Origin of the sequence: Spirosoma sp. KCTC 42546 (genome assembly GCF_006965485.1) — a bacterium.
In the GTDB taxonomy this organism is placed as follows: domain Bacteria; phylum Bacteroidota; class Bacteroidia; order Cytophagales; family Spirosomataceae; genus Spirosoma.
In genome coordinates, this window is record NZ_CP041360.1 from 570,234 (window position 1) to 595,391 (window position 25,158).

Sequence of the window (25,158 nt, forward strand, 5' to 3'; positions counted from 1 at the left end):
GATGAAGCGATACATTCTGGTAAGTGATAGTCCTAATGTCTGGATCGAATTTCCGTATCAAGGCGGGGTTATCATTAAAAATACACCGCACCCGCACTCGGTCTGGCGGGATCATACCACATACTATGGTGGTACAAAGTAATTTTTCGCTCGTGAAACACCTATTTTTTATCATCAGCCGTCCAGTCGGACGGCTGATGGTTTACTTAATTGGCTTCTTGGTAGCTTGGCTACCAACCCTATCCACAGCTCACCCCATGCCTAATTCGGTGGTGTTGCTGAACGTGCACGCCAACCGCATTGATGCCGAACTTCAGATTCCACTGGTCGAATTGCAATCGGCCTGGGGCCATGCGGTCAACGATTCATCGGCTGGGCTGGTGGAGCGGCTGGGCCCTCAACTGCGGGCGTATATGAAAATGCACATTCATCCGCAAAGTCCCGACGGGCGTTTCTGGACGGTATCGGTTGGGAAACTGACTGTCCATGAAAGCCAAAACCCGATCAACGGCGTGTATCGCGAGCTAACCGCTCAGGTGCAGATGATGCCTCCGTCGGGCGAAGACGTGCGGCAGTTTACCTTTCACTACGACGTCGTGTTACATCAGGTGAGGACCCATAAAATTCTGGTGTCGGTTCGTCAGGATTGGGAAAGCGGGCAACTGGTCGAAGCGGAACCTGTGCAGGTGGGTACAATCAGTTTAGACATCGTCAACGATCGTATTCTGCCCTTGCCGATTAACCTGGCATCGGGTAGCCCCTGGACAGGCTTGACCGCGATGATAAAGTTAGGTACGCAACACATTGCGGAAGGAACCGACCATTTACTGTTTTTACTCGTGTTACTATTGCCCGCTCCGCTACTCGTGGTTGGGAAGCGTTGGAGCCGGTTTGGTGGAGTTCACTATAGTCTTCGGCATATCTTGCTGATCGTTACTGCCTTCACTATCGGCCATTCACTGACCCTATTGCTGGGGGCAATGGGTTGGGTGCGGTTACCCGCCCAACCCGTCGAAATTTTGATTGCGGTGTCGATTCTAGTGTCGGCGGCTCATGCCGTTAGACCTTTGTTTCCGGGTCGGGAAGCCTGGATAGCTGCTGGCTTCGGTCTGGTTCACGGGCTGGCGTTTGCCAGTACGTTAGCCAATCTGCAACTGGATATGGGGCCAATGGCGCTGAGTATTCTGGGCTTTAATCTGGGTATTGAATTGATGCAGCTCCTGATTATTGGCCTGGCCATTCCCTGGTTGATGCTGCTCAGTCGTACACCAACTTACCGGATTGTCCGGTTGACCGGAGCTTTCCTGGCTGCTATTGCGGCCCTGGCTTGGGTGGTTGAGCGCATCACGGGCCAACCTAATTTCTTAACTAAAGGGGTAGAGCAGGTGGCTAGTTATGCTCCATATGGGCTGGGCGTATTAGCTCTTATGGCCCTATTGCTCTCCTGGCGAATGAAGCGAGCGAATCAACTTCCTGTACTATAGTTGCTTACGAAGCTATATTCCCCTCTGAGATGCTATCCATTATCGACCAACGATTTGTTGGACGCCTGTTTCTGGTGCTTGCCTTAACCAGTTTTAGCGCCTACAACGAAGTAGCCCAACACGCCAATCGATCAAGCTGGCAAGCCCAAGTTGAAGTTGGTGGGTGGGCTGATATCGGACAGGCTCAGCCATTCTGGTTACGAGCGAATCAACACGGGGCCATTCCACTGATCTGGGGGTCAAATTTGTACTGCGCAGGGAGTCTGGCTATTTTGTCACCAGCACATCTACGAAGATTTTTCTGGTTTAGCCTGAGAGAATGCACCCGAGGTTATTTAAGAGATAGGTCGTCACATCATAGATGAGTGTTTGCCAACCAAGGTCGACGGGCTTGGTCTTTAACCTGTACTTAGTTGGTTATCAAGTTGTGGTGCCGAACCGGCAACAAGATAACAAACTCAGCTCCTGATCCACTGTTCGGAGTCACTGAAATCATACCCCCGTGATTATCGATAATCTTTTTGCAGATGGCCAGCCCAAACCCTAACTTCAACAAACCAGCACTAGTATTCTTGTGAATGAGAAATAACTGGTCACCCAGTCCTATCTTGAGACCCGGACCATTATCCGAATAGGTAATCCGAATAAATTCCTCGTAGCGATACTTGCCCGGTAGTGAACGGAAACTATTTTGCTCGATGAGCTGGCCAGTAATGGTAATTTCCAGCGGGGGATGAGCCGGTTGATGACTAATTAAAACGGAATTAGTCATCAGTTCAATGAACAAGTTGACTAACTGCCCCCTGTCTCCCTCAATCTGAGGCAGGTCGTGCGTCACTAAGCGGATATTTGTTACATGCTGCTGACTGACTCGTTCGCTGGCGTTTACTACAACCTGCTGCAAGTCAATCAGGCCGATCTGTTCTGGATCGACTTCCAGGGAGAGATAGTCCCCCAGCCTTCGGATTAAGGCCCGCATGCTCTGACTGGCTGCCATAATCCGATCCAGTAATTTCCCCTCATCCAGCACCAGGCCCTGACCTTCTTCCTGCCGTAAAGCATCTGCCAACAGCGTTATTTTGCGCAACGGCTCTTGGAGATCGTGGGTAATCAACTTACTAAACTGCCAGAGTTGCTGATTCTTTTGGGCTAACTCGGTTAGCTGTTGATCCAGCAAGTGCTGATGCTGCTCTAACGTTTGTTTGGCTTCGAGCAGCTCCTTGTTTTCGCGCAGGGCCTGTTGGGCCTCGCGTTTGGACTGTAGAATTTCTTCTTCGTACTTTTGACGTTGGCGTACCGGCAGGCAGACACACTGGTAGACTCGGGAATCGTCCCGCTTCAGGCTAGCTGCATTCAGCAAGACAGGAAGAGCCTGCCCATTTTTCATCCGCAGAGACAGGAAAATTTCGTCGGCTTTGCCTTGTAGTTTCAGCAGTGGATAAAAATGGGTCTGGTAAAAAATCCGACTGGCGATGGTGAGCAGCGCTTCCACGGGCTTGCCAGCCATGTCCGGGGCGTCATACCCTAGCTGATCAAGTAGGGTCTGATTAATTCCCAGTAAGATGCCCTCCTCGGTGAAGTAGAAATAGCCACCTGGCATCTGGTTGAGTAACTCATCCGACAAACCGTTCATCGTCCGTTTAAGCCCTGGCTTGGCTGTAAGTACGCGTTTATGGCCTGTATCGTCTCCTGGGGTGCACTTAGGTGGGGGCAGTGCCCTGTTGCATTCAGCAGGATCAGTTGGCTATCCCGCAGATGTTGATGTACGTACATGCCCACCTCAAGGGGAGCAATTAAATCCTGAGTGCATTGCAGGACCAGGCCCGGAACTGTCGACTTGGCGATATCCAGGCGATTATCGGATAAAAACGTTACCTGAGCAAACTGGCGGGCGATGAGGGGGTCCGTTGAGCAGAAGCTTTCACTTAGTTCTTGGGTCAGCTCAGGTTGCGCTGGATCATTGATCACCACAGGCGCCAAAAAATTAGCCCAACCGATATAATTCTTCTCCATGGTCAGTAACAACTCCTCAATATCGGTGCGGTTAAATCCGCCCACATACTCCGCCCCGTCATTGATGTAGCAGGGTGAAGGACCAATCAAAATCAGGCGACTGAACCGTTCAGGCGCTTTTAGTGAAGCCAGCAAGCCAATCATACAACTAACTGAATGGCCCACAAAAATGATGTCGGTCAAATCCAGCGCTGTACAGATGTCAAGCACATCCTGGGCGTAGCCATTAAGGTTATTGTAACGGTCGGGGTTATAGGCGCTGAGCTGGGACGAACCGGAGCCGACATAGTCAAATAAAATAAGTCGGTAGTCTGTCTCGAAGGCTGAGGTAATGAATCGCCACATCTGCTGACTGCACCCAAATCCGTGGGCAAACAGCATGGGTTGATGCCCGGAGCCCCGAATAGTGACATGATTACGAATTAGAATGGATGTTTCCAATATAGCAATAAGGAGAGGCTTCCAATAAAGGTAGGAAAAACAAGTGGTAAACTTAGAGTATACACTTAAATAGGAGGTTTAAGCAGGGTATATGTACCTGTCTGCTTAGATAACACTTGGCCGGAAGGAACTAGCTGACTCTCCTATTGAGGGCTTTTTGAACGAACAGGTTAACCGGCACTTGTTACAAATACTTGGATTGTAACTAAATCAAGGTCTTTCTGCTTGGTCAAACGTAATAAGTCGCCATAAAGTCCAGATCGGGTTGACAAGGCCATGCTTCACTTTTTGAAAATACAAATGATAGGTGAAGCATTTGTATGCTATCATTTTATCAACCCAAAAATGAGCTTAAACTCTTAAAATTAGGGCTTTCGCCCTATTCTTCTTAAAGTGCAAAACGGCATTATGACGAAATTATACTATAAATGCTCGTTTGCACTTGATAAAATGAATGCTCTTTTAGGCATAACATTTAACGGTTATTGCTTGTAACAGGCAGCTACAAGCAATAACCGGTGCTCACGAACAGGCTACCTCTATCTGGAACAGTCCTGCCTAAAGGCTTCCCTGCCTCTTTAAATAGATGCCGCTGCGTTGGTAGTATTATTCGTTTTACTACAGAAGAATGTTTACGGGATTAAAGTTGGGATAATAACCCTAATTGATAGGGCTATATGAATATAATAAAACAAAAAGTTATAACAAGGTGTACTCCCGCTGTAGGTAACTTTTCTGGACTCGCTGTTGCCAGATTCTACACTACGCTACGCCTGATTAGGGCAGTAATATCATACTATAGTGAGAGCAACTGGGAGTAGTTTTGAGGGCCGCCTAATGCAAAAAATACAAAATGCCCTGCCGACGGTAACCCCCTATATTGAGACAAATAACCCCCATTTCCTGGGGCGTATTGTTTCAATTTGGATTAAGGAGATTGAGACAACGATTGAACTTAGGCTTCCTGATATTGAAGTAGAGGAATGGAGCTTAAACGAACCTGTATATATTTCACTGATTGTTAAACATCTCAAGCAGGTTTATCAGGAACTTGAAAAAGCACCTTAAACTATGCTTTTTCAAGTCTAAAGTAGACATATGGTTAGCAAACTAATGAAGTAGGCCTATACCTAAGTTAGGTCATCCCCCAGGAATGCTGCTGCTTTCAGTTTTGACTGAACATACGGATCGATCTGTTGGCTGGTAGACGGTGCGTGTCAAAGTATCCAAAAAGGAGCCAGAGTCCAGGAAACGTAATTCGTAGATACTTTACGGAGTACCCATTCGCTTGGGTACAAGAAAGCGTCCCCTCCAGTATTGCCCCCGGAACCGTAAATAGCGTTTGTCGGCTGTAATCAGGATAATTTCAACTGCTATTACCGGAGATAGCTATACACGTATACATGCCTCTGAGAATATATAACCCAAGTTGTGTGGTTAAAAGAAAAACAAGAGGTGGTGGGACAATATAAAGCCTACTACTTTAAGTAAAAAGCCATTAGCCGTTACCGCATGAATGCGCCGAGGCCAGCGATCCACTAACTGACTAATATCGGTTTCCACGTGCCGTCGCGCCTGCTGGCGCAGCCAGTTGGTGCAGTAATCATTGTCAGCCTGATGGGAATTACTGCGCCGAATGGGCTCAAAGGCTATCCCAGCCGCTTGGGCTAACAAGTCCTCCTGGATGTAGTGGTTATAGGCTTTATCACCGTAAACGGTGCTACAGACCGGTAAGTCAAAACCCAACAACTCGAAGGCAATTTGATCATGGTTACTGCCTGGTGTGAAGTCAAACTCTACGATCCGCCCATCAGCGGCCGTGACCAAATGCACTTTATAACCGTAGAAATATTCCCGTTTACTGGCGTTATAGCCTCGAAAAGCCGCTCCTTGCACCAGTCGGCAACGACTAATGCGAATGTTTTTACAGACCGGCAGGGGACAAGAATCAATGGCAAAGTGGGTATTCTCGGCCTTGGCCCAGCTACTTAGCAACGCAACGAGTTCAGCTAGCCGGTCTTGCAGCCTGTAGAGTCGCCGGTTAAATTGAGAGCGGCTGAGTTTGTGGGTGATGTTGCGAGCACGCTTCATCGAGCGCATGGCCTGCTGGCAGTTGCCGCCAAAGTCCAGACAAGCGATGACAAACACAAACAAGACCGCACCGGCGGCCCGGCTCGGCATCGATCAGTTTAGGTGGTTGCCCACTGGCAGAAGCGCCCGTGGAGCGACAGTGGTTGCAAGTCTTAAGATAGTCGTCTATCATTGCGTACACGAACACATCGCGTAAGTCGTCGGTGTCGAAGTGGAGCATGGTCAATAGTTTAGGTTTGGCGACTCAAAACTATTCAAACCATGCTTTTTTATTTAATGCAGCTTATTACCACACAACTTGGGTTATATACTATATTAATGGGATAGCTGCGTCTAGCTACTCGTACATGGGAGCAGGCCGATGCTCTTTTTAACTACATGCTGAACCAACGCATTTTCAAACTCTGGTAAAATCTGGGTTGGGAAGATAGTTGGGACAAAAGGCACCTACGTCAGCTAGTACTAGCCCTTCTGAAAGTCTCTCGTCAAGGCTTGCCCTAATTTAGGGGCAGGCCTTGACGAGAGACTTTCTAATTTAGTGCCCGTTTACATGACTGGCTGCTTCGATAATAAAAGCGGCTACCTTCTCCGGTTGTGAGACCATAGGAACATGGCTGGACGTGAGTGTAAGGGTGGTTGCCTTGATCTTCTTCGCTAAGGTTTGCTGAAGTTCTGGATTGATCATGCGATCTCCGCTGGCAACAATGTACCAGGAAGGCTTTGTTTTCCAGGCAGCTTTGGAAATTTTATCGTCGATTGCTTTGGCCGACCAGGGGCCCTGCGTAGTAAACATAAGCTTAGTCTCCGCTTCGGACAGATCCTGGGCAAAATCTTCTTTAATGCCTTTGGCTGTTAGGGAAAGAAAGCCGGAAGCGTCGGGTCTGACTTCACCAAAACCCGGAGCAGGAGGGGCGGTCTGGCCCATCTCACCAAACGACTGTCCTTCGTTGGGCGCACCAGCCGCCACATATACCAGCCCGGCTACCTTGGGGTCGTTACCCGCTTCGGTGATCACCGCGCCACCCCAGGAGTGACCCACTAACAGCACCGGGCCGTTCTGTAAGGCGATAGCCCGTTTAGCAGCTGCTACGTCGTCGGCCAGTGAGGTTAGTGGATTTTGTACAGAAATTACAGTAAGGCCTTTGGCTTCCAATAAAGGAATAACCTTGGACCAGCTTGACCCATCGGCGAATGCACCGTGAACAAGTACTACGTTGGTTACTCCTGTTTTTGTCGATTGAGCGGCTACTCCGCCGATTGTTGAAACTGCCATAATAATGCTGGTTAGAACGCCCAAAGAGCGGTTAAGTGTGTACATGATTGTTTTGGTTAAACTTGGGAGCTACCGTTAAGTAACTTCCTATAGTTGTTTTAGCCCATTGACATGCCGCCATCCACGATCAGCTCGGCCCCCACCACAAATGAGGAATCGTCCGATGCGAAGAATAGGGCAACCTTGGCAATTTCTTCTGGCCTGCCGAAGCGCCCCAGCGGAATAGCCTCAATAATTCCCTGATTCATTTGGATCAATTGCTGATCCGAAATGCCGAGTTTGGTTGCACTATGCAAAGACGTATCGACCGGCCCTGGACTAATGGCGTTTACCCGTATCTGGTGAGCAATTAGCTCGGTAGATAAATTTTTGGCCATCGTCAGCAAGGCTCCTTTCGTGGCTGCGTATACACTAGCACCGGGTGCGCCAACGTGGGCATTGATAGACGTGTTTAAAATGATAGAGCCGCCATTTTTAAAAAAAGGAACAAGCGCCTGAATGGTGAAATAAGCCCCTCTAACATTGGTGTTTATACTTTCGTCAAAAATGGCTTCCGTCATTTTCTCAAAAGGGGCAAATTTGGCCACCCCTGCATTGATGAACAGAATGTCGATACTGGAGAAGTTGGCCTGCACGAAGGATGACAAATGGTCTGCATTGTCTGGAATGCTGGCATCCCAGACAATGCCATGTGCTTTTTCTCCCAGTTCAGCGGTGATTTGAGTCAGTGATTCCTCACTACGTCCGGTAATCAGAACAGTGGCTCCCTGAGCGATAAATTCTTTGGCAGTGGCCAGGCCGATACCACTGCTTCCGCCTGTAATAATGGCTACTTTATTTTGAAGTCGATTCATGGTTGTGTGTTGAAGTAAGGTTAATGCCTGCTGACACGCAACACCGAGTTAAAACGGATACTGCCGTGCCACTTTCTGAACACTCACCCATTGAACGGTCGTCAGTTCTTCCAGAATAAAATCACCACCAAAGCGACCGGTTCCCGATGATTTTTCACCCCCGAATGGGGTATGCACTTCGTCGTTAGCCGACTGGTCGTTGATGTGCATCATACCTGTTTCCACGCGCCGGGCCAGTTGCATGCCCCGGTAAATATCTCGGGTATACAAAGCACCACTCAGACCGAAGTCGGTTGCATTGGCCAACTCGATGGCTTCCTCGTCGTTGGCAAAGGAAACCAGGCCTACGGCTGGGCCAAAGATTTCCTCTTTGAACACACGCATGTGTTTAGTGACACCTGATAGAACGGTGGGATGCAGGACATTCCCTTCGGCTCTGTTTCCGGTTTCGACAACAGCACCATCCGCTACGGCACTTTGCAAAATGCCCAGAATACGCTGAACCGATTTATGATCGATCAGGGGGCCAACCACTGTGCTTTTATCCGCCGGATCCCCATAGGGAAGTTGATTTACCCGGGCCACAAACTTGGTTTTAAACTCTTCGTACAAACTTTCGTGAATGATAATGCGATTGGTAGCCATGCAAACCTGACCCTGATGCAGGAATCGCCCAAACACGGCCCCGTCAACGGCTTTATCCACATCGGCATCATCCAGAACCATGAATACATTGTTGCCTCCCAACTCCAGCGCCGACTTTTTGAGCCCTTCCCCAGCAATTCGTCCTATCCCTTTTCCCACTGGCGTAGACCCCGTAAACGAAACCATTCTCGAATAGGGATGAGCCGTGAAGTAATCCCCCATGATGTCCGACCGGCCAACCACTACATTAAACACACCGGCAGGAATGCCCGCTTCTTCCAACAGTTTGGCAATGATTGTTCCGCCCGTAACCAGGGATTGTGAGGCCGGTTTGACAACCATCGTATTGCCAACCGCCAGGGCAGGAGCGATTGTCCGCATAGAGAGGTATAGAGGAAAATTCCAGGGGCTGATCAGGCTTACAACACCTAACGGTTTCCGGTATACGTATGTCTCTTTTCCATCAATTGTTGAGGTGGTGGTACGTCCATGCATGCGGGTAGGAAACGAGGACGCTTCTACCAGAATATCGTGTGATTGCTGCACTTCAAGCAAGCCCTTTAAATAAGTGCTTCCGGTTTCGCGGGTGAGCCAGTCAATAAACTCCTCCTGACGTTCCAGCAGAATTGCAGCTGCTTTCAGTAATATATCCCGACGAACGAGCGGATTTGTGGCGGCCCAGGTAGGAAATGCCTGTTTAGCAGCCTCAAAGGCAACATCCACATCAGTCGTTCCTGCCGAATGAAGCGTATGAATAACTTCATTCGTAAATGGATTCAGGTTGTCAATGGGAGCATCTTCCTGTCCATCAACCCATTGCCCATGAATAAACTGCTTATTTAACGCTGTGTAATTGACCGGTGCCTGTTGGTCATCGAGATCAATGGCTGCTTCTAGGGTTAGCATAATAGGAAAGGATTAAGACTGTTTGATTCGTCTCTCGTCTGAGTCAGTAGAAGGAGGGGCCGACGTTTCGGTTGGGACAGCCGCAGCCGTGAGGTGAGTTTTTATTGGGCTGGAACTTGTTTTGCAATATCCTGAAGTAGCACTGTCACTTCAGTTGGCATCGACAGGAACGGGCAATGACTATTATTGAGTGTGTATGTACTTTTAATTCCGGCTGCGGCTACCATACGTTTTTGCAGATTTAGGCCCACCGCATGATCCTGCGCCGTATACACGTAATATTTGGGTACTTTTCCAAAATTGGTTGCCGTCAGCGTAACCGGATTGGTGAAGGGAATGGACGGTTCAGCCCGGTAGTTATCGACAACCTGCTTTTTCACGGCATCTGACCCATCCTGAATGAAGAGGGGGGCTAAATTTTCAGGTTTGATACCCAACGTAAGCTGGTCCGCAGAGGGTATTAAAGCGGGACCCAGTTGCGAGGTGCTATCTGTGGAAGCCAGCGCCAGCAGGGATTGGCCATTGGCCGGTAAAAATGCCCCGATATAAACCAGTTTGTCGATTCGGCCGGGGATTTTTTCCGCAACGGTCGATACAACCATCCCACCCATACTATGACCAACCAAAATCACATTTTCGGGGAGAGCGTTTATCGCAGCCACGACCTTATCCCGGTATACATCCATGGATAAGGTAGCAAGTGAGGTATTGTCCGCTCCATGACCAGGCAGTTCGACTACCACTACATGTTGACCTTGCTGTACCAACTGATCTTTAACGGCCTGCCAGACATAGGATGCCTGCCAGGCTCCGTGTACCAGCACAAACGTTTTGGACGCAGACGTAACCGCGTCATCTTTTGAACATGACGATAGGGTAACAATGCCCGTTACCAGGAGTAATACGGATAGGAGGATGGTTTTCATGGGAATTGATTGGTTGATACGTGGACGAAAGAGGCACATTATTCGTGATTAATTTTCATGAACCGAGGGGGCATTTCAGTTTGAGGTAAGGTCTTGTTAAGCCAGGATAGAATGTAGTCGGCATCTTCTTTCCAGGTAGGTTGCCCCAGCACAAAGTGATTGCGCCCTTTGAACTCTTTATAGTCCGTTACCGAATCAGCATGCTGGTATTTGAGGTAGTTGTCGTAGTTGAGCGAGGCCGGGATCGTGTGATCTGTACTACCAGCTGTGAGCAATAGGGGCGCATGAGGCTTACTAAAATCGACGTGTGCTGCTGAGGTAATGGTATCCCGAACAATGAGTTTGGATTCAGGAATGGCGAACTGGTGGTAAGCCGTTTTTTGCTGTTCCACTGGCATGCCATTGGTAAAGGCATATTGCCAATCTTTGAACGACATCAGATACGATTCCTTAGTGGAGGTGAAAAAACCGAGCGCCTTCCAACCTGCTTTGAGAAACGACAGTTTGAAGGTGAATATCCCCTGCGGAGGAACCGAATGAATGGCGATTCCTGCTGCTCCAAGACCCCGCTGCAATAAGAGCTGAACCATCAGACCACCAATGGAATGACCAATTAAAATGGGTTTTTCAGGTAACTGTTCGACAATCTGGGCGTAATAATTCGTCAGTTCTGCCAGCCGATTGGAGGCAATCTGGGCATCCGGCTGGCGGTTACGTAATACGTCGGCCGGGGCACCTTTGTGGGGCCAGGCCGGAGCGAGGGTCGTGTATCCCTTCTGCTGAAAATAAGCTTGCCACTCCTGCCAGCAATCATTGCTAACAAAGGCACCGGTAATAAAAACGATGGTTTTGGGACGAACAGGTTTCATGATTTCAGTTGTTTGGTTAAAACCGTATCAGGATTCGATCACGTTTAAGCGGCCACTGCTTGTCTGGATACCAAGTGTCATACCAAACCTGTAAGGCCGATCCGGAAAGAGCTTACGAACCTCATGAAATAGGGCCTGGCAGTTTATAAAAGGGATTTTGATGTAAAAATGAACTCCTCTGATTACCAGTATTAATCAGTTAGCCAGCCAAAAAATCTTGGTGGAATCTGGGTGAAACTGGAGATTTCTGGAGATTCTGGGAGAATACACGAGGAACCTTTTTGCTGTTTAGGCCATAGCTTACTGCTGGACCACATTACATTGATTGGCATTTAAATTGGTTGATGGCCCTTAACAACGAGGGTAACTCGGCCACGACTGATGTTCTGAATGGAAGTGATGACGGCCAAAAACAAGCTGTTGGTCAATGGCTTGTTGGCTATTCTGTACTATCTTGAATCAGTTTTTAAGCCTCAACAGGCAGCAGCTTCACCCTATGAAAAATGAACTCTTTGGTTTAGCTGCAAACGCTTTAACAGAAGAACTTACTCCATGCAAAACGGATGAATATCCTCAGAAAGCTTTCCTTACTAACTGGAATAGCCCTGTTCTCCCTCGAAGCAGTCTATGCGCAGCTGGCATTAAATAAACCATTAGATCAGATACTGACACAATATCAAGGTGCTGAATCAGGCGACAAGCAAGTGGAGTTTGCGCTTCAAATGGCCGATTATTACATGTTTAAAAGTGAAGCTACCCGAATTGATATAGACAGTGCTTTTGTATTTATTAAACGAGCCGAAAAAAAGAATAATGAGCTTCATTCGCTGAAATGGCGGGAAGAAATACTCTATTTTTTAAGCGAGTATTATTATAAAGTAGGAGATATAAATAAGGGAAAACAATATAGCATATACCTATCAAACACTATTGGTAAGCTGAAATCGATTGAAAATCAGATACAGATATGGCATAGGATTGCCTTTATCCTGCCGAAAAGAGATACGATTGGGCTGACAAAATTAAATTGTTTTGAGCGAATAACGGCTTTATATCAGCGATTAAATAATACGGTGAAAGTGTTAGAAACACAAATGTATATTGCCGATGTACACTTAATGCAAGATAAATTCGACCTGGCTGAAAAGGAATTTTTTCAACTACTAGCTAACTATAAAGCGATCCATTTTCCAAACCTGCACTATGTATATAACTATCTGTCTGTTATTAATAATCGTAGAGGAGATTATAAAAAATGCCTGCACTATTCCCTACTATGCGTGGAAAGCATGGAAAAAACGAACGACAAAGCTGGCGCAGTCAATCTGTATAGCCGATTAGCTAATATATATCATGAACTGGGGCAGACAGAGAATTGCATACGCTACTACAGGAAAGTGTTCAACTGCCCTATTTCGAATCCCGTTGACTTTTACACAGTCCGGGAAGCTGGCCTATTTGTTCGGGAGTTAATTGCGCTAAATAGACATAAAGAAGCATTCAGTTTCATTAAAACCTTTTCAAATGAACATCCGCCTGCCGATTATTATGGCAAAGCCAGTTTAGCCAGAACATTCGCTTATTATTACAATAATATTCATAATCAGCCAGTAGCGGAGAAGTATAATGAGCAAATGATCGAGTTTGCCAATTTTTTAGGAAAATATAATGAAATTACAGGTGATGTTGAATATGATATTGGTTGTTACTATTACGAAAAAAAACAGTTTGCCAATGCGATTATTCATTTTAAAAAAGCATTATTTGAAGCTAGCCATGTGCATGCATTTACAACAATACGTGATATTCAGAAAATGCTTTTTAAAGCCGATTCCTCAGGAGGTGACTATTTGTCGGCTATTAATCATTTAAATCAGGCTCAATTAATAAACAATACCATTTTTAATGAAGCCAAAAACAAGCAAATTCAGGAAGTGCAGGTTAAATATGAAACAGCTAAAAAAGATTTAGACATTCGGTTTTTGACTGAACAGGGGTTACTACAAAAAACGCAGTTGCAGCAGGCAAATAATTTGAAGAATGTCACCCTGGTCAGTATTGTTCTATTATTATTAATCGTAGCGCTACTCTATAACCGGTACATGATTAAACTACGAAATAGTCGACGATTGGAGCGGCACCAAAAAGAAATCAACGACAAAAATGAGTCGCTTCAGGCTTTGGTCAGTGAAAAAGAATGGCTATTAAAAGAGCTTCATCACCGGGTAAAAAATAACCTGCAACTGACAATCAGCCTGCTGCACACCCAGAGTAAATACCTCTCCGATCAAGGTGCCATTCGGGCTATTGAGCAGAGCCAGCACCGGGTGCGTGCCATGGCGCTTATACACCAGAAACTGTACCGCTCCGACAGCCTGTCGCACGTCGATATGTCAACTTATATCCGCGAGGTAGTCGACCAACTGGAAGAATCATTTAATCATGAGGAACAGATCACCTTCCACTACCAGTTAGCTCCGCTGGAACTGGATGTCTCACAGGCAATTCCGCTAGGTCTAATCATTACCGAAGCCATTACCAATGCCCTAAAGTACGCCTTTCCTGCGGGGTACCAGTCTGATGAGCAAGGTGGTACGATAAACTTGTCATTGACTCAAGTGGACGACGAAAACTACCAACTGGTGGTTGAGGATGACGGCGTGGGTTTACCTGAAGACGTTGATCTTCGTCGTCAGGGATCCATGGGGGCGAATATTATGCGTCGCCTAACGAAGCAATTGGGCGGTATATTCCAGGTTGAAACTAAAGGAGGAGTCAGAATATCCGTTTCATTTCCGGTAATCAAACTTCAGCCGCATCATGCCCACCTCAGCTAATCTCGCCGTTGCTGGAAAAACGGTTAATCCGGGTGCTCGGGTGCTGATTGTGGAGGACGAACTGCTGATTGCCGACAACCTGGAAGATATACTCCTGGACGCTGGCTATACAGTCGTTGGGATTGCCGTCAGCGTGCAGGAAGCTCAGGACCTTCTTGCTGACCATCAACCAGATTTGGTGCTGCTGGACATTTACCTGAAGGGGGGCGAAACGAGCTTAGACTTTGCCCGAACGTTGCGGGCCCAGCACATTCCGTTTATCTACATTTCGGCTAATGCGAATGATGGTGTTCTGCACGAAATAAAAGCAACGCAGCCCTACGGGTATATTGTAAAACCGTTTCGTTCGAAAGATATTCTTTACACGCTGGAAATTGCCTTTTATCGCCACGCCCATAGTTTGGAGCAGAAACTTCGGGAGGAAAAAATGCTTCAGATTTCGTTGACGAATGCGCTGTCGGAAGTCAATGATTGGGTGCAAAAACTGCTAAACGTAGCAACCTGTCTGCAGCCCTTTATTCCGTTCGATTTAATTACGCTCAGCCTTGACGAAGGAAAGACCACCCGATCCTGTAGTTTCTTCAGAATCGGACTAAACGAGTACCAGACCATTCATTCAGTTGATTTTCTACGAATGACTGGGTTAACGGCGCAGAAATACGATCAGTTACGGGCCGAACTCCCCCCTCTGGACGGCATTAGCCTGCTTACCGGAAACGAGTATGCGGAGTCTTGCCAACGCTTCCGTTTAACACAGATCATTGCGAAAACCTTTTCATTACAAGCTAACCTACTAGCAACTCTATCCACTACGCAGGGAAGCCTCTTTACGGTTTCCTTTTATAGCCGCCAACCGGATGCCTATCTACCTGACCATGTATCGCTACTGGAGCGGTTGCAGCAATCGGTTAGACTCACCCTGGAGCGTTTGCTGGCTTTTGATGAGATTGCCCGTCTGAATGAGCAATTAGGCAGAGAAAATAAGTATTTACAGGAAGAAGTAAAGACAACGGCCAGCTTTAATGAGATTGTAGGTACAAGCCCCAAACTCCATCATGTGTTCAAACAGGTCGAGAAGGTTGCCCCTACCGACGCTACTGTGCTCCTAATGGGTGAAAGCGGTACGGGAAAAGAGTTGTTTGCCCGCGCTATTCATACGTTATCGTCCCGGAAAGATAAGTTGCTGGTGAAAGTAAATTGCGCTACCCTACCCATGAACTTGATTGAATCTGAGTTATTTGGGCACGAAAAAGGGGCATTTACCGGAGCAGCCGAACGGCGGATAGGGAAGTTTGAACTGGCGCATCAGGGCACCATTTTTCTGGATGAAATCGGTGAAATGCCCCTGGACTTGCAGGCGAAGCTCCTGCGTGTGTTACAGGAAAAAGAATTTGAACGCCTGGGAGGAAAAGGAACCATTCAAACCGATGTACGGGTGATTGCCGCTACAAACCGGCATTTAGAAAAGGAAGTGGCCGAGGGCCGTTTCCGCCTGGACTTGTATTATCGATTGAGTGTGTTTCCAATCCTGTTACCGGCCCTTCGGGAAAGGCCAGAGGATATTCCTTTATTGGCTCATTTCTTTGCGCAGAAGTATAGCCAGAAAATGGGGAAATCAAGTCCAGGAATTAGTTCAACAACTTTAGCAGAACTCCTTAGCTACGCCTGGCCAGGCAATATTCGAGAATTGGAGAATATTATTGAGCAGGCAGTCATCATCAGCGATGGCCTGGGACCGCTCACACTCGGCCGATCATTGGCTAACAACTGGATTATAAATAATCCCAGTTCCAGCCACCCCTCAATCAACGATCCTGTTAATAAGTCAAATCAGGTGCCAACACCTATAACAGAACCAAAGACATTATCGGATGTAAAGTCAAGGCATGAGCAAACTGAACGCGATTATATTCTATCGGTACTTATACAAACGAATGGCAAAATTCGGGGTAAAGGTGGGGCTGCTGAACTACTGGGTTTGAAACCGACTACTTTAGAATACCGTATGGAGAAATTAGGTATTAAAAGTAAATAAATCTTGTCCTGCCTTTATTCGGAGGTTTTTGTGAACGACTCTTAATTGCTTGAAAATCAATTTGTAAATTTTACTAATAGGTGATTAAGTGTTCAGGGAATGGCAATTAGTGCGTATTTATTGGATGATTATGGTTACTCGTTAAGCACCAAAAGCAATATTAAATCCTCCTCTTCAAGGTTCGTAAAACTAGCTAGCTGGCCCGAACTCCAATAAGATAGCTGACAGCATCAGCAATTCGTCGAATTGTCAACCATCCATACTCGTGTGCTTTTTCATGTTGTTTTGAGTTGTTGTTGTTGAGGAAATTAACTTATTAACGTTTCCCTATTCAGGATGGTCATTGGCTGCTAATAATTTCGTAAAAAGTAAGCCAGTTGGAAATGATGTAACTGATTATCGTCTAGTTGTTAAAACGACTTGCCCTGCCGGATACTGTGCCTCAGCATTATCTTCAGCCGTAATGAATACTGCTTTTGGTTCATTAATAACACTTGTCGTTAGGGATGCTTTTAGTGATTTACCACTGGGCATTATTTGCCCTAATTTTTTGGCTGAATTCTCAGTTGATTCCGCCCAGACCAGATAGGTGTTTTTAGATGGGTTAAGGTTGTTGGGCTCTGCCAGATTCTGTACGTTTAGGTTGATGACATAATTCTTATTCTTGTCCTTTTTTACGTTTACCTCTCCGGTTGCTGCCGGAACAATTGCCGAGGTAACAAACGTCATTTTAGGGGTACATGAATTGAGCGCTGTGATTATAAACAGCATTGTACTAATTGCATTGATCGTTTTCATTTTCTTGCGTTTTATCGATCAGCTATTTAGCTGATTTCGTATGGAAGTTTATTTAAAGAAAAAAGGTGGTCACGGGATGGCCTTAAACGAATACTGCCCTTGCAGTTGTCTATTTTTTAACAGTTGATGTCTTCGACAGTACCTTCGAAACTATTGATCCTAATCTGATCACCAACCTTAAACGGCCGACGCCACAGGATAAACAGACCGGCAAAGAAGTTCTGAAGAATATCTTTGAACGCAAACCCAATAGCGACCGAGGTGATCCCTAATCCAGCGATAATATCACCGGGCTTAAACGATGGAAAAAAGATGACGCAGGCGACCAGAAAACCCAGGATGGTAACCAGCGTACTCACAATGCGACTCACTAAGTCGGCAAGCATATCGTCTATAGCATGCGTTTGGACGGCTACCTTGTTTATGACTTTCCGCAGGAGCTTACCCAGCAGCCAGAACAGGATGAAGACAAAAACGCCCACCAGCAGATAAGGAAGCCGTTCGGCTGTGCCTTTTAGGAAATCACAAACAGTATGCCAGAATAAGATCAGCCCATCGTTAAGCGTAAATGGTGGTTCATTCACGCGCGGGGGTTGTAAAAAGATCAATAAGAAAATCATAACGATGCTGTTTGATCAATCGGAAAAACCTGATAATTAATTGTCGGTTGATGTAACAGGGAGAATAGGGATGGGTTTGTAGAACATTATCAGCGTGCCAAGTCGCTTATTGGTGGACATGACCGGGGCAGAGAGTTCGTACGGGTTTTTATTGTTGAAATAAATAGTCTGCTGTTGGAGCAGATAACCTGGGAAGCGATTTGCGAATAAGATGCCCTGATTTTTCTTGTTCGTAGAGAGTGTAATCATCCCTTTGGCGTCTACCAATAGCATTTCCTGTACGCCTTTGTCTTTGACCAGCGTGTTAAAATACTCGTTTATTTCCCCTGCTTTGTTTTGTAATAGGGCGTTTCGGACAGCCCAGGCAAAGGTTTTCATGCTAAACGTAAGCTGTTGCTGGTTTACAAGTAGCTGGTTGTTTTTTGCTGTTACGCGCATTGTGTTACGCTCATGCCGAAACTGGTTGGTTAATTGCCAATTCCGGAAAAGAAGATAACTAATGCCAAGCCCCAGCAAAATAATGATACCATAAAACACATGCTTTGGGTTAACCTTGGAGGTACTTGTTTTCTGTTTCGCAGGATGTTCAGCCGTCATTGTCGTAGAGGATTCGTTGAAATTTCAGTAGGGCCTTAAGCGGCCCATATAGCCATTTCATTGTAGGCTATTACGTTAATAAACAGCGAACTACTTAGGCAGACCTTAACGAGACCTTAGAATTTGATTAGAAGCAGCTTTGGCTAAGTCCCCGATGTTTATGCCCAGAGCGTTACTAACTTCCTGTACAGGATTTGTATATTTTTCTTCTCGTAGTCGGTAGCGAGCGTTTGATTGGCGTAGGTTTTCAGTAGCTCTGCCTGTTGGCGGAGGATGGGCTTCCGATCATCGGAGCAGGTTGCCGCATAGACCAGGGCCAGCGCCCGCAGCAACCGCCGAAATACAGCGTGATTGCCTTTTGCATTAATGCGGGGCAGGTCAAATGCTAGCCGGATGTAATCCTCAAAATCCGTACTACGTACCAGTACGCGCAGGTGTTTCCCATCCGAGCGCAACCGGGCTGGGAACTCACGTCGGGCCAGTCGTTCACCAACAGCTCCGAGGTAATCGATGGCCATAATGGCAGTTGTGGTATCGTTAATACCGGGCGATAAAGCTTTCAGGGTAATATCAACTAGCTGCTGAATACCGAATGCAACGTCCTGTTCAACGTTTCGATGTCGCCCGATGCTCACATACTCCATCAGATCATCGGGCCAGTCGGCTTCTTCAGGTTCAGATCGTTCCATACCACTCCGTACACTAAAGAGTACAGAACCTTCGCCGATAAAGGCACCCATCTCTTTCTCAATTCGTAATACGACTCGGTGCCGGGTGGCCCAGCTCAGCAAACCATCTGTATTGATTTGCTGAAGATAACCCGTCTTCCTGGCTATAACCGGTCGCCAGCCCGTCTGCTCGTCGGCGTAGTCCAGAGCAGCTTTCGCCTTTTCTGGATCATCAATGGGTTCGCCAAACTGGTCGGGAAACAGCTCATTGATGGCGTTGTTTGTTTCGTGAAAAATGTGCTGGACAATTGTACCCGTCTGTAACGATTCGGCAATATGATGAATAAAGAAAATCAGGGCGGCTACACCACCCAAAGCCAGTAATAAACCCGCCAAAACCGCCGTTGATGGTACAAACTTCACCTCATCGGTACCCCGAATAGTACCCAGCACAATCAGGCAATAGGAGAATACCCCGACGAAATAACCCATAACGACCTGATTGACCCGGTCGCGCATGAAGTTACGCAGCACTCTGGGCGAATACTGGCTGCTTACCTGCGAAATGGTAGCGAGTGTCAGCGAAAAGGCCAGGGCGGCTACGGTCAGCATGGAGCCAGCAATGGCCGATAACATGCCTCTGGCACCGTCGGCTCCCGACGCAAAGAGGAGCGGGAATTGTTTTTCGCCATGCCAACTGGTATGCGCATCAAACCCGACCAGGCCATAGGCTAGTCCAAACGAAGCCAGAACCAGCAGACCCGGTACAAACCAGAGGGATTCCTGTAATTGTTGCCAATACTGGCGAAGGCGGGTAGGCATATAGGCGTGTGATGCGACAAAATTGACCTGAGCACTGGTTATCGGACAATGGGCCCTTTAGGCGAGTCGCGCTGGAGCACCTTGTTAATCGAATACACTACGCCATTGGTTGCTCTTACATCGGCCTGAATCACGTCGGCTACGGTACCCCGCCCATCTTCTACGGTGATGTCATTCCCCTGTTTATGGATGGTTAATATCTGACCCGTCAGGTTGGTCAGTGTCTGGCCATCTTTCAATTGATCTGACGTTATGCGGCCCTTTACTACGTGATAAGCCAGCAGCTTGATAAGCCGGTTTTTGCTCGAGGGCAGTAATAGTTCGGACAAGGAGGGTTCTGACAGCGCCGAAAATGCCCCATTGTTCGGCGCAAATACTGTATAAGGACCTTTGCCTGAAGCCTGCTCAGTTAAGCCCGATGCTTTCAGTAACTGAAGCAAGGTCGTATGGTCGGGCGACTGGGTCGCACTTTGCGCCAGGCTGGTGCCGGTCTTTACGCCACTTGCCTTCAGCGTGGGATCGGACATTGTAGCGGAAGGGGACGTTTGGGCCAGCAGAGAATGTGACATGGATAATAATAGTCCTCCAGTGAGGCAAAAAAGCAGCGAATAGGGCAGTTTCATAATCAACCGTTTTTAGTAAATAAGAAATGGGCAAACCAAACGGTCGGCTATCGATTTAACCTTGTGTAGTAATGTTTGTTTTTTAACGCCAGGCGACAACCGCCCTATTCCCAACCACTTCGTGATAATTCTATGCTAGAACACTAGTCGCCTTATTAACTCCGACGTACCACTGCCTTTTAGAGACGTGAGCGCTTTCGATTCACTCCCATTTTTATTTTGCCGAAAATCAGGGATGCCGAGGGGTAAGAACCGTTTTTACCCAGTATTCGTAGGTTACTTTAAACAACTGATCTAACTGGGCAAACGTACTTGGTTGACTAATAAAAGAATTTGCACCTAACTGATAAACGGCACGAATAGTCTGTTTTCCTCGCTACCGCTCAAAACAAGGACTGGAGTAGAACGAAAAGCGGACGTTGCTCGTAATTGTTGGAGTACTTCATATCCATTGATTCGGGGCATATCCAGATCCAAAAGAACCAGAATTGGTAAATTCTCTTTTGGGCTAGATAAAAGCTTAGCTAGTAATTTTTCACCGTCTTCAAAGAAGGTCACCTCACAATCTGAATAGGCTTTTAACGCTTCTTCGATAAGAATTCTGTCATCATCATCTGCGTAAATACAGAACGGTCTATTAGTCACATTAATAAGAGATCAGTTGAACATTAACTCAGAAATCCCATTAATACTATTGGCTGTAACTATTTGTTTTTATTTGGTTATATGAAGCTATTAACCTTGATTTCTTACCATGTTGATCTCCTAAACGTTCATCTAAATTAAAACTGCCTGGCTTTTCTTATTCCGGTACTGACGGACAATTTTAGCCACCAAAGCATTTATTTTGACCTGGTTGTTTCGGTACATGCATTCAAATTCACCAGATTAAACAAAAGAATAAAAACACTCGGACTCATCCGAGTGAAGTGCCAATGGTATCGCCACAACGGACTGAGACGTTGGTAGCCGTAACCTAATTCCCCTTTTCAATGAGGAATTATTTCAGTTTTCTACAGGATTACAGCTCGATAGCCCTATTATAATCGCCCATACGTAATTCCTCTAAGCAGTTTCTAAGCAGATTATAAGCGCATTCTTAGTCTAACGAATCAACTTGCTGCACTTTAGTTCTGCTCAACGTTTTAGCCAGAAATGCCAGTCCATGCTGCCGGGTAAAGTTGCATAGCCTATTGGTAAGCGGCTAATAACCCTTAATTATATCTCCTTATGTCAAAAACTAATCTGGACCTATCCGATAATCTCCTGTGGTATAAAGACGCCATCATTTACGAATTACACATCAAAGCCTTCCGCGACGGTAACGGCGACGGAATTGGTGATTTTCAGGGCCTGCTCGAAAAGTTAGATTACTTACAGGAGTTAGGCGTGACGGCCATTTGGCTGCTGCCGTTCTATCCATCACCCCTGCGCGACGATGGCTATGATATTGCCGATTATTACACCATCAATAAGTCCTATGGAGATATCGAACAGTTTAAAATCCTGCTCGATGAGGCTCACCGGCGCAATCTGAAAGTCATTACGGAACTGGTCATTAATCACTCCTCCGATCAGCATCCCTGGTTTCAACGCGCCCGAAAAGCTCCCAAAGGATCACCAGAGCGGGATTACTACGTCTGGACCGACGACCCAACCCAATACAAAGATGTTCGGATTATTTTTCAGGATTTCGAGAAGTCGAACTGGACCTGGGATAACGAGGCTCAGCAATATTACTGGCACCGCTTTTTCCATCACCAGCCCGACCTGAACTACGACAACCCGCTGGTTCAGGATGAAGTGTTTAGGATGATCGATTACTGGTGCGAACTGGGTGTGGATGGGTTTCGGCTGGATGCCGTTCCGTATCTGTTTGAACGCGAAGGGACGAACGGCGAAAACCTGTCCGAAACGCATGCCTTTCTTAAAAAGCTTCGAAAACATGTAGACGATCATTTTCCCGGCGTGGTCTTTCTGGCCGAAGCCAATATGTGGCCCGAAGATTCGGCTTCATACTTTGGGGATGGCGACGAATGCCATATGAACTACCATTTCCCGGTCATGCCCCGCCTGTTTATGTCGCTTCAGATGGAAGACCGGTATCCAATTACCGATATTTTCGACCAGACACCCGCCATTCCCGACAATTGCCAGTGGGCTATTTTCCTGCGTAACCACGACGAACTGACCCTCGAAATGGTGACCGACGAGGAGCGGGATTACATGTATAAGACCTACGCGAAAGACCCGAAAGCTAAAATCAATTTGGGTATTCGGCACCGGCTGGCCCCATTACTGGGAAACAACCGGAAGAAAATAGAGCTGATGAACAGCCTGCTGTTTTCGTTGCCGGGCACACCCGTTATTTACTATGGCGACGAAATCGGGATGGGCGACAATGTCTACCTGGGCGACCGCGACGGCGTGCGAACCCCCATGCAATGGTCGCCGGATCGGAATGCGGGGTTCTCAACGGCGAATCCTCATAAACTATACCTGCCCACCATTCTCGACCCGGAGTATCATTATGAATCCGTCAATGTAGAAACCCAGCAACAGAATACATCGTCATTGTTCTGGTTCATGAAGCGGATGATCACACTGCGCAAAAAACACAAAGCTTTTGGCCGGGGGGACCTGAACTTTCTGACTGTCGAAAATCCCAAAGTGCTCGCCTTTACGCGAACCTATGCCGACGAAACCCTCCTGTTCGTCATTAACCTCTCGAAGTTTTCGCAGCCCGCCCAGATTGAGTTAACGGGGTTTAGTGGATACGTACCGGTTGAAGCATTCAGTCAAAATTCGTTTCCCATTGTTTCTGAAAATGAAACGTATTTTTTTACACTGGCACCACATGATTATCAATGGTTCGTGCTGGAAAAAACCCATACGGACGTAATCCCTGCTTTCCAGTTACCGACAATTAATGTGGCGCTATGGGGGCAGATTTTGAGCAATGGCACCCGCGAGCGACTGGAAACAAAGGTTTTACCGGATTATTTACTTCGAACAGACTGGTTTAGCGAGAAAAAGCAGACCATGCGGAGCATCTCTATTCTGAATCATGCACCACTTCTGCTCCCGGTTGGGTCGGCCTACATACTGCTGCTAGAAGTAACGTATGAGCGGGGTTTGCCCGAAATCTTCCAGTTGATCATCGCATTTGCCAGTGCATCGCAGGCGGCCAAACTTACCCACGATTGCCCACAGGCTATACTGGCGAATCTGGAGCTTGGCCATGAGTCGGGTATTCTTTGCGATGGGTTGTATCTGCCTGAAGTTCAGCAGGCGCTTCTTTACAAAATGACTGAAAATGCCAGGCATAAAGAAGGAAATCTGGCCTTTCAGTGTACACCGTTGCTGGCCGGTTATGTTCGGGAACACAGCGCCATAAAATCAAAATTGGCTACGTCCAGTCATCATTACGCAGCTATCATCTACGACCATTGTTTTCTGCTGAAATTCTACCGGAAGGTAGATATGGCCATCAATCCCGATACGGAATTGACTCGTTTCCTGTCCGAAAACGCTGGTTTCTCCTATGTTCCAAAATTTGCCGGAGCCGTAGACATGTTTTCGGGCGGTGAGCCGATCCTGTTGGGGGTAATGCAGGAAGGGGGTGCCCGGCACGGAGACGGAAAAACCTACGTACTGGAACGGATCAACAACTTTATCGAGCGCGTTCTGGCCCGCAATCAGATCCAGTTAGCGACAGCTGTTGATGTTCCCCGCGGTACCCTGAGTCAGTCCCTCGCACTCAATGACTTACCCGTCGAAACGCAGGAGTTGATCGGCCCACGGGGCGCAGAACAGGCCCGGCTTCTAGGCACACGTATCGGGCAGATGCACCGGGCACTGGCTTCTGACAGTACGCATCCGGATTTTGCCCCGGAAGAATTCTCCCTGCATTACCAGCGGTCACTGTTTTCGGGTTTACAGTCGTTGGTTCGCGAAAGCTATCAGAGCCAGCAACGGAATCTACAACGCCTTCCCGACGATGTACGAGCAGAGGTTGAGCAGATGCTGGGTCGAAAAGACGACGTACTGAACCTGCTGAAGCGGATTTACAGCAAAAAGCTGGACACCAGTAAAATTCGAATCCACGGCGATTTGCAGCTAGAGAAGATTCTTCTCACGGGTAAAGATATTGCCATTCAGGATTTCGGTGGCGATCCGACCCGCAGTTATAGTGAACGACGGCTGAAACGCTCACCCCTGCGCGACGTTGCGGCCATGATTCGCTCCTTTTATTACGTAGGATACGAAGGTTTTTTGCGGACCAATCAGGTGACGGACAATGATCTGGTTCGTATTTTACCCTATGCCGAGTTCTGGGCGCACTACATGAGTGGTTTCTTTATGCACGCGTATCTGGAAGCGGTTCGGGGTAGTTCGTTTATCCCAGCCGAACCGGACGATCTGCAAATGATGCTGGAAACGTACCTGCTCGAAAAAGCCATTACCGATTTGAATCAGGAACTCAATCACCGTCCCGATTGGGTGCGCGTTCCCTTGCAGCTTATCAAATCCATTGTCGTAGCACCCGTCCCGGTTGTTTCTGAACCGGAACTGGTGTAAGTATGAATGGAGAGGCAGGCCATATCCCCTGGGTATGGCCTGCCTGATAACCACCGTAAATATGGAACCTGTTTA

20 protein-coding genes are annotated in these 25,158 nt (G+C 47.2%); 6 read left to right on the forward strand and 14 right to left on the reverse strand.

The window, feature by feature from the left end:
- Nucleotide 1 precedes the first annotated feature (1 nt).
- Nucleotides 2-142 (forward strand): DUF3500 domain-containing protein, encoded by a 141-nt coding sequence (locus EXU85_RS02485; protein WP_142770557.1) that lies wholly within the window; start codon nucleotides 2-4, stop codon nucleotides 140-142.
- Between the two features lie 115 nt (nucleotides 143-257).
- The gene (locus tag EXU85_RS02490) at nucleotides 258-1,484 is read left to right on the forward strand and encodes a HupE/UreJ family protein (protein ID WP_142770558.1); all 1,227 of its coding nucleotides are present in this window, start codon (nucleotides 258-260) and stop codon (nucleotides 1,482-1,484) included.
- Nucleotides 1,485-1,893: 409 nt separating this feature from the next.
- Here EXU85_RS02490 and EXU85_RS02495 read toward each other — a convergent pair whose 3' ends face one another.
- Both EXU85_RS02495 and EXU85_RS02500 read right to left on the reverse strand, forming a co-directional pair.
- Nucleotides 1,894-3,117 carry an ATP-binding protein gene (locus EXU85_RS02495; RefSeq protein ID WP_142770559.1) on the reverse strand — a complete coding sequence of 408 codons (1,224 nt, stop codon included), beginning with the start codon at nucleotides 3,115-3,117 and terminating at the stop codon, nucleotides 1,894-1,896.
- Nucleotides 3,114-3,938: an alpha/beta fold hydrolase gene (locus tag EXU85_RS02500; protein WP_142770560.1), complete on the reverse strand. Its 825-nt coding sequence runs from the start codon at nucleotides 3,936-3,938 to the stop codon at nucleotides 3,114-3,116. Before EXU85_RS02500 ends, EXU85_RS02495 begins: the two co-directional genes overlap by 4 nt.
- Before the next feature lie 837 nt (nucleotides 3,939-4,775).
- On the opposite strand from EXU85_RS02500, the gene EXU85_RS02505 reads away from it, so the two are divergent.
- Nucleotides 4,776-5,006 (forward strand): hypothetical protein, encoded by a 231-nt coding sequence (locus tag EXU85_RS02505; protein WP_142770561.1) that lies wholly within the window; start codon nucleotides 4,776-4,778, stop codon nucleotides 5,004-5,006.
- A 369-nt stretch (nucleotides 5,007-5,375) separates the two neighbouring features.
- Here the strand turns inward: EXU85_RS02505 and EXU85_RS02510 are convergent, their stop codons facing one another.
- The 6 genes from EXU85_RS02510 to EXU85_RS02535 form a co-directional block, all read right to left on the reverse strand.
- On the reverse strand, nucleotides 5,376-6,119 hold the full coding sequence (locus EXU85_RS02510) for an IS982 family transposase (protein ID WP_142770562.1): 744 nt from the start codon (nucleotides 6,117-6,119) through the stop codon (nucleotides 5,376-5,378).
- A 445-nt stretch (nucleotides 6,120-6,564) separates the two neighbouring features.
- Nucleotides 6,565-7,347: an alpha/beta fold hydrolase gene (locus EXU85_RS02515; RefSeq protein ID WP_142770563.1), complete on the reverse strand. Its 783-nt coding sequence runs from the start codon at nucleotides 7,345-7,347 to the stop codon at nucleotides 6,565-6,567.
- 53 nt (nucleotides 7,348-7,400) lie between these two features.
- A complete protein-coding gene (locus EXU85_RS02520) occupies nucleotides 7,401-8,156 on the reverse strand; it encodes an SDR family oxidoreductase (protein WP_142770564.1) in 756 nt (251 codons plus the stop codon).
- Between the two features lie 48 nt (nucleotides 8,157-8,204).
- Entirely contained in the window at nucleotides 8,205-9,707 is a 1,503-nt protein-coding gene (locus EXU85_RS02525; protein ID WP_142770565.1) for an aldehyde dehydrogenase family protein, read from the reverse strand.
- Nucleotides 9,708-9,808: 101 nt separating this feature from the next.
- On the reverse strand, nucleotides 9,809-10,633 hold the full coding sequence (locus EXU85_RS02530; RefSeq protein WP_142770566.1) for an alpha/beta fold hydrolase: 825 nt from the start codon (nucleotides 10,631-10,633) through the stop codon (nucleotides 9,809-9,811).
- Nucleotides 10,634-10,671: 38 nt separating this feature from the next.
- Nucleotides 10,672-11,502 (reverse strand): alpha/beta hydrolase, encoded by an 831-nt coding sequence (locus tag EXU85_RS02535; RefSeq protein ID WP_142770567.1) that lies wholly within the window; start codon nucleotides 11,500-11,502, stop codon nucleotides 10,672-10,674.
- Nucleotides 11,503-12,065: 563 nt separating this feature from the next.
- On the opposite strand from EXU85_RS02535, the gene EXU85_RS02540 reads away from it, so the two are divergent.
- On the forward strand, nucleotides 12,066-14,339 hold the full coding sequence (locus EXU85_RS02540; RefSeq protein ID WP_142770568.1) for a sensor histidine kinase: 2,274 nt from the start codon (nucleotides 12,066-12,068) through the stop codon (nucleotides 14,337-14,339).
- A complete protein-coding gene (locus EXU85_RS02545) occupies nucleotides 14,323-16,374 on the forward strand; it encodes a sigma 54-interacting transcriptional regulator (RefSeq protein ID WP_142770569.1) in 2,052 nt (683 codons plus the stop codon). The genes EXU85_RS02540 and EXU85_RS02545 overlap by 17 nt, the downstream gene beginning before the upstream one ends.
- A gap of 396 nt (nucleotides 16,375-16,770) precedes the next feature.
- Here the strand turns inward: EXU85_RS02545 and EXU85_RS02550 are convergent, their stop codons facing one another.
- The 6 genes from EXU85_RS02550 to EXU85_RS35720 form a co-directional block, all read right to left on the reverse strand.
- A complete protein-coding gene (locus EXU85_RS02550; RefSeq protein WP_142770570.1) occupies nucleotides 16,771-17,172 on the reverse strand; it encodes a hypothetical protein in 402 nt (133 codons plus the stop codon).
- Between the two features lie 116 nt (nucleotides 17,173-17,288).
- Complete coding sequence (locus EXU85_RS02555) at nucleotides 17,289-17,792, reverse strand: mechanosensitive ion channel family protein (protein ID WP_142770571.1); 504 nt, start codon at nucleotides 17,790-17,792, stop codon at nucleotides 17,289-17,291.
- A 36-nt stretch (nucleotides 17,793-17,828) separates the two neighbouring features.
- Entirely contained in the window at nucleotides 17,829-18,389 is a 561-nt protein-coding gene (locus EXU85_RS02560; protein WP_142770572.1) for a hypothetical protein, read from the reverse strand.
- 158 nt (nucleotides 18,390-18,547) lie between these two features.
- Nucleotides 18,548-19,879 carry a DUF2254 domain-containing protein gene (locus tag EXU85_RS02565; protein ID WP_142770573.1) on the reverse strand — a complete coding sequence of 444 codons (1,332 nt, stop codon included), beginning with the start codon at nucleotides 19,877-19,879 and terminating at the stop codon, nucleotides 18,548-18,550.
- 38 nt (nucleotides 19,880-19,917) lie between these two features.
- On the reverse strand, nucleotides 19,918-20,448 hold the full coding sequence (locus EXU85_RS02570; RefSeq protein ID WP_142770574.1) for a fasciclin domain-containing protein: 531 nt from the start codon (nucleotides 20,446-20,448) through the stop codon (nucleotides 19,918-19,920).
- A 393-nt stretch (nucleotides 20,449-20,841) separates the two neighbouring features.
- A complete protein-coding gene (locus tag EXU85_RS35720; RefSeq protein WP_371731980.1) occupies nucleotides 20,842-21,147 on the reverse strand; it encodes a response regulator in 306 nt (101 codons plus the stop codon).
- Nucleotides 21,148-21,732: 585 nt separating this feature from the next.
- Between EXU85_RS35720 and treS the strand changes: the two genes are divergently transcribed.
- The gene (gene treS / locus EXU85_RS02580; RefSeq protein ID WP_142770575.1) at nucleotides 21,733-25,083 is read left to right on the forward strand and encodes a maltose alpha-D-glucosyltransferase; all 3,351 of its coding nucleotides are present in this window, start codon (nucleotides 21,733-21,735) and stop codon (nucleotides 25,081-25,083) included.
- Nucleotides 25,084-25,158 lie beyond the last annotated feature (75 nt).

Excerpts from the sequence above, each read along its gene's own strand:
- EXU85_RS02485 (WP_142770557.1), top strand. The coding sequence starts at position 2 with ATGAAGCGATACATTCTGGTAAGTGATAGTCCTAATGTCTGGATCGAA.
- EXU85_RS02490 (WP_142770558.1), top strand. The coding sequence starts at position 258 with ATGCCTAATTCGGTGGTGTTGCTGAACGTGCACGCCAACCGCATTGAT.
- EXU85_RS02495 (WP_142770559.1), bottom strand. The coding sequence starts at position 3,117 with ATGAACGGTTTGTCGGATGAGTTACTCAACCAGATGCCAGGTGGCTAT.
- EXU85_RS02505 (WP_142770561.1), top strand. The coding sequence starts at position 4,776 with ATGCAAAAAATACAAAATGCCCTGCCGACGGTAACCCCCTATATTGAG.
- EXU85_RS02510 (WP_142770562.1), bottom strand. The coding sequence starts at position 6,119 with ATGCCGAGCCGGGCCGCCGGTGCGGTCTTGTTTGTGTTTGTCATCGCT.
- EXU85_RS02515 (WP_142770563.1), bottom strand. The coding sequence starts at position 7,347 with ATGTACACACTTAACCGCTCTTTGGGCGTTCTAACCAGCATTATTATG.
- EXU85_RS02520 (WP_142770564.1), bottom strand. The coding sequence starts at position 8,156 with ATGAATCGACTTCAAAATAAAGTAGCCATTATTACAGGCGGAAGCAGT.
- EXU85_RS02525 (WP_142770565.1), bottom strand. The coding sequence starts at position 9,707 with ATGCTAACCCTAGAAGCAGCCATTGATCTCGATGACCAACAGGCACCG.
- EXU85_RS02530 (WP_142770566.1), bottom strand. The coding sequence starts at position 10,633 with ATGAAAACCATCCTCCTATCCGTATTACTCCTGGTAACGGGCATTGTT.
- EXU85_RS02535 (WP_142770567.1), bottom strand. The coding sequence starts at position 11,502 with ATGAAACCTGTTCGTCCCAAAACCATCGTTTTTATTACCGGTGCCTTT.
- EXU85_RS02540 (WP_142770568.1), top strand. The coding sequence starts at position 12,066 with ATGAATATCCTCAGAAAGCTTTCCTTACTAACTGGAATAGCCCTGTTC.
- EXU85_RS02545 (WP_142770569.1), top strand. The coding sequence starts at position 14,323 with ATGCCCACCTCAGCTAATCTCGCCGTTGCTGGAAAAACGGTTAATCCG.
- EXU85_RS02550 (WP_142770570.1), bottom strand. The coding sequence starts at position 17,172 with ATGAAAACGATCAATGCAATTAGTACAATGCTGTTTATAATCACAGCG.
- EXU85_RS02555 (WP_142770571.1), bottom strand. The coding sequence starts at position 17,792 with ATGATTTTCTTATTGATCTTTTTACAACCCCCGCGCGTGAATGAACCA.
- EXU85_RS02560 (WP_142770572.1), bottom strand. The coding sequence starts at position 18,389 with ATGACGGCTGAACATCCTGCGAAACAGAAAACAAGTACCTCCAAGGTT.
- EXU85_RS02565 (WP_142770573.1), bottom strand. The coding sequence starts at position 19,879 with ATGCCTACCCGCCTTCGCCAGTATTGGCAACAATTACAGGAATCCCTC.
- EXU85_RS02570 (WP_142770574.1), bottom strand. The coding sequence starts at position 20,448 with ATGTCACATTCTCTGCTGGCCCAAACGTCCCCTTCCGCTACAATGTCC.
- treS (WP_142770575.1), top strand. The coding sequence starts at position 21,733 with ATGTCAAAAACTAATCTGGACCTATCCGATAATCTCCTGTGGTATAAA.